This is a genomic window from Synechococcus sp. R6-5, from assembly GCF_047461775.1.
In the GTDB taxonomy this organism is placed as follows: Bacteria; Cyanobacteriota; Cyanobacteriia; order Thermostichales; family Thermostichaceae; genus Thermostichus.
Map to the genome: position 1 here is coordinate 1 of NZ_JANSHV010000200.1, position 1,224 is coordinate 1,224.

Annotated in this window: 1 protein-coding gene; it reads left to right on the top strand. The window is 59.1% G+C overall.

Translation table 11 applies throughout. The annotated features are described in order from the left end of the window. Positions 1 to 1,051: metallophosphoesterase family protein (locus NW818_RS10700; RefSeq protein WP_414424542.1), on the top strand; the 1,051-nt coding region annotated here is incomplete at its 5' end. Positions 1,052 to 1,224 lie beyond the last annotated feature (173 nt).

A 1,224-nucleotide genomic window follows, 5' to 3' on the forward strand; every position in this document is an offset into this window, starting at 1 on the left:
CCCCCAGCCCACCCCCACCGTCGTCCCCCATCCAGATGCCCCCCATGGCCTCTACATCCCCCCCCGCCGAGATCTGCGCCTCTTGGTCATCAGTGACATGAACGGCATCTACGGCTCGGTGGAATACGACCCAGAGGTGGATCGGGGCATCGGCCTCATCCCCTATCTTCAGCCGGATATTGTTTTGGGAGGAGGAGATATGGTGGCCGGTCAGGATCCCCGCCTGTCGGAGGAGCGCATCCGCGCCATGTGGGCAGCCTTCGACCGGCATGTGGCTGGCCCAATCCGTGCGGCCAAACTTCCCTACGGCTTTACCTTGGGCAATCACGATGCTTCCTGTGCCCGCACCACGCGGGGCGGCTTTCTCTTTCAAAAAGAACGGGATCTGGCCCGCGAGTTTTGGAACGATCCGGCCCACGACCCAGGTTTGAACTTTGTGGATCGGGGGGACTTTCCCTTCTACTACACCTTTGAAAAAGACGATGTGTTTTACCTAGTCTGGGATGCCACCTGCAATTACATCCCGCCCGAACAAATGGCCTGGGCGGAAGCGGCTCTGGCCAGCGAACGGGCTCAGAAGGCCAAGTTGCGCATTGTCATCGGCCATCTGCCCCTCTACGCCATCACCGTCGGGCGCGACGATCCGGGAGAAGTGCTGCTGGAGGCGGATGCCAAACGGGCTCTGCTGGAGAAGTACCGCGTCCACACCTACATCAGCGGCCACGACCACGGCTACTACCCTGGCCACAAAGGGCAACTGCAACTGCTTCACTGCGGCATTCTCGGCTCTGGCCCTCGTCCCCTCTTGGGCAGCCCTCTGCCCCCCCGCAAGACCCTCACCCTTATCGACGTGGATTTCGAGAGCCCAGATGTTACCTATTACACTACCTATCACATGCGGGATCTGAGCGTGATCGACCAAGCAGAGCTGCCCCGTTTCATCACTGGGCACAATGGCTTGGTGCTGCGCCGCGACGTCAATTGGGACAACCTCACCCCCCAAGAAATCGCCACCTGCCAAGCTCGTATTGGATCCCTGTGTCGGGATTAACGTCTCCGTCTTGGCAAAAGATTGATGAGCCGTTTGTAGATGCTCTCGCGAGGGTTCTGCACACTTCGCGAGCAGCCCAGGCTTTTCAACAGATGATTCAAAGCAGCTTTTTCCAGCAACACCAGCCATAGCCGGTGCAACTGTGTCTGATACATTCACGCTGAACTCTCCTG